Consider the following 6,861-nt stretch of genomic DNA (forward strand, 5'->3'; position numbering starts at 1 on the left):
AATCCATTGGTAGCTCCTTTGTTACTTTTTTTTAAGCAACAATTAACTAACAAATTGGAGCTATTTCTTCAATCTTCACAATATCTTTCTCAACTCTTAACTGGCATAAAAATTTTTTTATTGATTTTTTTATTGATTTTTAATAAAAACAATATGATATTTTTAAAATCACAAAAAAGGAGATATATATTCCAAACTATAGATTTATTTTAAATATGAATATCCATCTTTTTCTAGAGAGTTTCTCCTAAAAGGAATTATCATAATATGATTAAAGTCACTAAAACAAATTTACTTTTTTTATCATTAGGCTCAATCATTGGTTCTGGTTGGCTTTATGGGGCATATTACACAGCAAAAGCAGCAGGAAACTCAGGAATATTATCTTGGATAATTGGCGGATTAATGTATGGAATTATAGCATTATCCTATGCAGAAGTTATTTTAAATAAAAAATTTAATAACATGTCCGATGCCGCAAGCTTAAGTTTTGGGAAAAGTGGAAAAATATTGGTAAGCATTTTAACTTGGATTTGGACTGCCTTAATTCCTCCTATAGAAGTTCAAGCAACAGTTCAATATGCTTCTAATTATTTTACTTGGATAAAAACAGATTCTAAAGAATTTACGTTATCAACAGAAGGCTTGTTACTTTCCATTTTTTTAATTTTTATCATGTTTTTTATAAATATTTTTGCAATAAACACTGTTGGAAAGTTTAATAAAGTAATCACCGTTTTTAAAGTTGCCGTTCCTTTAGCTGTATCGTTAATATTTATCTATATTATTTTTAATAATCCAACGAATGCTGCCCATAATTTATCTACTGATATGTTTAGCAGTGGTGTAGGAGGAATGCTTACGGCCATTTCAACTTGTGGTATTGCCTTTTCTTTTATTGGATTTCAGACTGCTATATTTTTAGCGAATGAAACTGAAAATCCACAAAAAAATGTTCCTTATGCTGTTTTTGGTTCAATATTAATTGCCTGTGTCATTTATCTATTAGTTCAAATTTCTTTTAACTTATCCATTCCTTGTGAGTATCTAAAAGGAGGGTGGGCGAATTTAAATTTTGCTGGAGATTCCGGACCCATTGCTGGATTGCTCGCTATATTTGGTTTTGCTTCTATAGCGCTATTTTTATATGTTGATGCTGCTATATCACCATTTGGTACTGGATTAAGTTACAAAATTGCTGCATCACGCGTTTTAAGTGACTTAGGAGAATCAAAAATATTTCCAAGTATTTTATCAAAAAGAAACAGATATTCTTCTCCATACATTGCAAATTCGATAAATTTTATTATTGGTGTGATTTTTATTTTTTCAGTATCAGGCTGGCAAAATATGATTACAATTTTATGTGCCTTAATTATTTTAACTATGTCTTATGTCCCAATTTATGTAATTTATGCAAGACTAAGCAATAATTTCAATGGGACTTTTAAAGTTAAAAATTATAATATTATTTCTTTCTTAAGTTTTTATTTTTCAAATTTAATGCTTATATGGTGTGGATGGAATGCAGTAAAAAATGCTTTAATTATTTTTGTGGTATTTTTTGTTTTTACTTTAATAAAAGATATATACAAAAAAACCTTTCAATTAAATTTAGTTTTCCATTTTATTATTCCTTTTCATATTGTTTCAATCGCTATATGCACATTTTTAAAAGCCAACTATGAATCCATTTATTTTGAATTAATAAGTCAGTTTATAATTAGCATTGCCATTTTATTTTTAATAAAAACCATCGTATTAAAAAATCATGTTTCTGAAAACAGAAATATAATTGGCATAAAAAATTAAGTTAAAAGAATATTTACATGAATCATTTTGGTTATTTCTATATTGTAATTTCCTCACTATCATTTGCTTTTATAGGTATTTTTTCTAAAAACCTATATGAAGCAAATACAAGCTTATCTGTCATATTAATTACAAGATTTATCATTTCTATATTTGTTTTAATTCCATTTATAAAATTTTCTAAAAGAAATTTTATTTTATATAAAAAAGATATTATTATGGGGGGGGGTGGTTTATATTTTATTACAACTTTTACATATTTATCATCTCTGCAATACATTGGAGTTGGCCTTGCCGCCGTGTTAGCTTATATTTTTCCTGTTTATATATTTATTTATAGTATTATTACTGGCGAAATTAAATTAAATTTAAAATCTTTATTATTAATATTGAGTTCTTTAACTGGTGTAATATTAATTTCATTTCATAAATTTGGGAAAATAGACAATTTAATTGGAATATTTTTTGCCATTCTTTCTGGACTCATCTATGCAGTTTATATTATTATAAACAAAGATAAAAAGCAAAATAAGAATCAAATTGATATTGTTTTTTATCAACTCATCGGAGCATCATTTCTTTCTATTCCCTATTTATTTATTTCTGAAAAAAACTTTAATTTAAATTACAACTTTATTTTTAATATGCTTGGAATATCTATTATTGGAACGTTATCTGCTATTTATTTTTTAATTAAAGGCATGGAAAAAATTGGAGCATTTAAGTCCTCTATTATTTCTTTAACTGAACCTGTTTTTGCGGTCATGATCTCCGTTTTATTTTTAAACGAAAAAATAACAATACTTCAACTATATGGTTTAATTTTAATTATTATCTCTTGTATTTTTTCTTCAAGTATTAAATAATTTATCTCAGAAAATGAAATAGCGCTGCAATGAAAGATAAATAACATTTTATTAAAAAGAAATTAGAAATATCTAAAAACAATGTATTTATTAAAAATTGACAATCTTTTTAAAAATTCATAAATTTTTTTCGTCTATTTATATATTTCTTTCAACAAAGGATTTAAAATTAAAAAATGAATACCAAAATAGCTAAAATTCTTGTTCCCTTATTTAGTTTAACTTTACTTTCATGCAAAAATCGCAGTGAAAATTCTAAAAATAATAATAAAATAGAAAACAAAGACACCGAAAAACCTTCAATGGATATAAACAGCGAATTAAATGCCATTCTGAAAAAACAAGGTAAAGAAGGAAGTACTGGAATTGCCTTTACCATGCAGTGCCCTAAATACAATAATGGAATTGCCACATCATATAATGTCGGCATGCAAAAATCAAATGGCACAGCCGTTACAAACAACAGCTTGTTTCAAATTGGAAGTAATTCAAAAGCATTTCTTGTTGTTGTCATGCTACAACTCGAGGCCGAAGGAAAATTATCTTTGGACGACAAATTAAGTAAATTTTTTCCAAATGATTTTCCAAAATGGCAAAACGTTACAATCAAACAAATGTTAAATATGACTTCTGGTATACCTGAATATTCAGACTCTTTAATGGAAATATTTAGAAATAACCCTAAAAATTCTAAAATAAATTTTAGTACGGATGAAATTTTAAATATTGTAAAAGATAAAGATTTAAGTTTTTCGCCTGGAAGTCACTATTTTTATTCTAATACCAATTATGTACTTGCTAATAAAATAATTGAAAAAATTACAAAAAATACATTAGCGACCGAAATTGAAAATCGAATTTTTAAAAAATTAAACTTAAACCATAGTTTTTATATTAAACATATTCCTAAAGAAGGCATTCCATCAACGTATCATGAAAATATCATGAGCGGATATTTATTTGATATTCCAGAAAATGATCAAAATTATGGAATGGATATAATTGATTTATCAATGTCTTGGACAAATGGTGGAGGCTCCATTACCGCAACATCAAACGATTTAAACCTTTTTATTCGCAATTTATTTTCAGAACCATCAGCAGATTCATCTAAAAATTTACTTAATGCTTCTCAGCTAAATAAAATGCTGAATTTTGTTTATCATGAAACAGATAAAAACCCAGAAGACCCTACACCACAAAATGTAGTTCCTTATATTATTAATGAGGGTTATGGATTAGGGATTGTAATAAATTATTTAAACTCCTTGGCAAATTATTCTCACACAGGCGGAACTATGGGGTTTTTAACTAAAATGAATTTTATTAAAGACAAAAATATTTCATATGTTTATCTTACTAATGCAAAAAAAAGTGAAACATTTAAATCTGTAAATGAAATTGTGGAAAAATATATTTCGGAAAAATGTTTGTAATACACCTTCCAAAAAAGTTTTCTACGAAATAGATTCACATATTTATAAAATTTTATAAAAATAAAATATTTAAGTTTTAAATATTTTATTTGTGAAAATTGAAAAAATTTAGGATAGCGTATTATTAAATTTTTCCCTTTTAGATTTAAAGTGCCAAAACGAATATGCGTAATAGATATGCAAATTCAGTAATTTCATTTAAAATGATACTCAATTTATAAAAATATTTTTCTATTATTTTCAAAATCTTATAAATTTATTTTAATTATTTAACTAAATAGGCTTGAATGAAAATAAATTTCTTGTTACTTTTTCTATATAGAACGGTTCTTTTATATGAGTCTAAAAATTGTTTTTAAAAACTAAAATAAAATATTTTTTTAAAAAGGTTATTATTATGATTATTTATATGGTAGAAAAAAATCGTTTTCAAAATTTATATCCTAAATTAAAGCAGGAAGATTCAAACTTTCTGGATTATATGCTATCAAATGTTGAAGAAAATAATAGATCTCACCCTTCAAATTTGGAAAATAAAAGAATTTTTATAAAAAATCTTATCAGTCTTAATACTATTCAAAATATAAAAGTTTTTGTAAATTCTGACTTAGAAAATCGTGACTTATTAAACCATTATTATTTTGTACCATGGTTTTATTTTTACTCTACATTTGAAGATTTTAAGAATACTTTTTTATATTTTTTAACCAAAAATAAATCATATCTAGAAAATATTTCAGTTAATATTGATGACAATAACTTCAAGATAATTTGTGAAAAAGTTTTAGCAACTTATGCAAACCCTGTACTTGGAAAAATTCCTTTATCAAAGTTTTCAGATACTGTAGTTAAATTAAAAGATAGTTTTTTAGCGTCCAAAAATATTAGTGAAAATTCTAAAAAATGGTTCGATTTTTTTAATGATTACAACTTAAATTCTTATAATAAATTCTATATAAAATATACTGACGTTTTAAATGAAATTAAAAAAATAAAGATACGAGAAAAAAATAAAGCTGAATATACAATTTGTTATTCTTCAGAAAAAGAGGTTTTTAATGATATATTGTCAAAAATAATAGCTAAATATAAAGGAAATAGCTTAATTCAAAAAAAATTAGCATTAGTTTTATCAATTGATAATAAAAAATTGCTGTATTTATCACAAAAAGAATTGCTTATTAATTATTTTAATTATATAAATAAAGAAATAAATAATATTGATTGCCTTTATAGTCAATTTTTTTCTAATTATAATGAAAATACATTTCAAAAAATAGCAAAAGATTTAGAAACAAGTATTAATAAATCAAAAGATATAATTAAAAGAGTTCCTAATAAGATGCTATTTGATCAGGAATTTAATTTAATATATAATGAATATGAGCTTAATTTATTTAACAATAATATTATTACATATTTTTTGTTAAATAAATCTGACTCGTCTGAATATTTTAAATACTTTTTATCGAAAAATGAGTATAAAAATATTCTTGGAGAATGTCAAATAAAGAAGTTTTCTCAATTTGTTTATTTTTTCCTTGAATATGAAAAATTAAACAATAATAAATTATTTATAAAAACAAACAATTTGTTACTTAAATTTCCTCTCGTTTCGATAGGTGCTATGATTATAAATGATATTAGAAGATGCATTCATACTTTAAAAGATAATATATCAAATAAATTAAAAATTGATAAAAAGTCTTTAACTACTGAAGAAAATATATCAAATATTGTAGTAGGAAGGGGAGTAAATTTAAAGATAAATCGTGAAGAAAGTAAATATAATATGATAGGAAAAGCTTCATATAACGTGCGATCTTATCAATTAGAAAATTCAAATGAGGATATTTCTTCTTATATTTCAGATTTAGACAAGGTTAAAGCTCGTAATAAGTTTTTACATGAAAAAGGAATAGAGCTTGGAAATGGTATTTCTGGTCACATTGCTGGAATAAAAAAAGAATTTTTAAAATCAAAAAATCTATTTCAGGACAATGAATATAAAATTGAGGCAACAATAAATTGTAGCATGTTTTTATTTTGGTCATTATTTTATGATAAAACATCTACAGCTTCTCACTCTTATATAGAAGTATTTGAATCTTCTTCTTTTTCTCATTCAAAGCAAGAAAATATTCAAATTCCATTTCCACAAGATAAATATCATATTTTTGAATATATTTTAGAAATGTTTAAATATAAAACTTTTGATGCTGTAGATTTTATTGATGGCCTTCAAAAAAATAATACTTTTAAAGTAATAGAAAAATCTCAATTATATCTAAACTTATACTCAGTTGAAAACAATTCAATCTAATTTATTTTACAACAAAGATAATAAGTCATTCATTTTTAAATAACAATATATATGTGATTTATTCATAATCAATTTATAGCTAAAATCAATCCAATCAGACTTCTATAAAATTCTAAATTGCATATTGATTTTTCAAATATATTACTATATAAGAATTTTAAAATTAAAAATAATCATTTTATAATGAATAAGGAAATTTTTATGAAAAAATTAAAATTTATACTTATAATAATCTGCATATCTTTCCAAAAATATTCGTTTTCGGCAAACTTTATTGATGATTCAAAATTAATAAATCTAAAGTGATTCCTTTTGGTGGACAATATGCTATGAACTTAGGCGTTCATATAGAAGGGTTGTCCAATGTTAAAGAAGAAATCAGTTAAAAGTCAATATTCTCTTGAGTTTAAAAATCAAGTTCTAG

4 protein-coding genes are annotated in these 6,861 nt (G+C 23.9%); all 4 read left to right on the top strand.

Annotated features, from left to right (window positions below):
• Positions 1-267: 267 nt before the first annotated feature.
• The 4 genes from ACIQ56_RS12985 to ACIQ56_RS13000 all read left to right on the top strand — a co-directional run bounded on the left by ACIQ56_RS12985 (position 268) and on the right by ACIQ56_RS13000 (position 6,437).
• Complete coding sequence (locus ACIQ56_RS12985; RefSeq protein ID WP_397601481.1) at positions 268-1,812, top strand: APC family permease; 1,545 nt, start codon at positions 268-270, stop codon at positions 1,810-1,812.
• A gap of 17 nt (positions 1,813-1,829) precedes the next feature.
• Positions 1,830-2,678, top strand: coding sequence for a DMT family transporter (locus tag ACIQ56_RS12990; RefSeq protein ID WP_397601482.1), 849 nt, complete (start codon positions 1,830-1,832; stop codon positions 2,676-2,678).
• Positions 2,679-2,854: 176 nt separating this feature from the next.
• Positions 2,855-4,114 (top strand): serine hydrolase domain-containing protein, encoded by a 1,260-nt coding sequence (locus ACIQ56_RS12995; RefSeq protein WP_397601483.1) that lies wholly within the window; start codon positions 2,855-2,857, stop codon positions 4,112-4,114.
• A gap of 397 nt (positions 4,115-4,511) precedes the next feature.
• Positions 4,512-6,437 carry a hypothetical protein gene (locus ACIQ56_RS13000; RefSeq protein ID WP_397601484.1) on the top strand — a complete coding sequence of 642 codons (1,926 nt, stop codon included), beginning with the start codon at positions 4,512-4,514 and terminating at the stop codon, positions 6,435-6,437.
• Positions 6,438-6,861: the final 424 nt, after the last annotated feature.

The organism is Silvanigrella sp. (genome assembly GCF_044369315.1).
Classification (GTDB): Bacteria; Bdellovibrionota_B; Oligoflexia; order Silvanigrellales; family Silvanigrellaceae; genus Silvanigrella.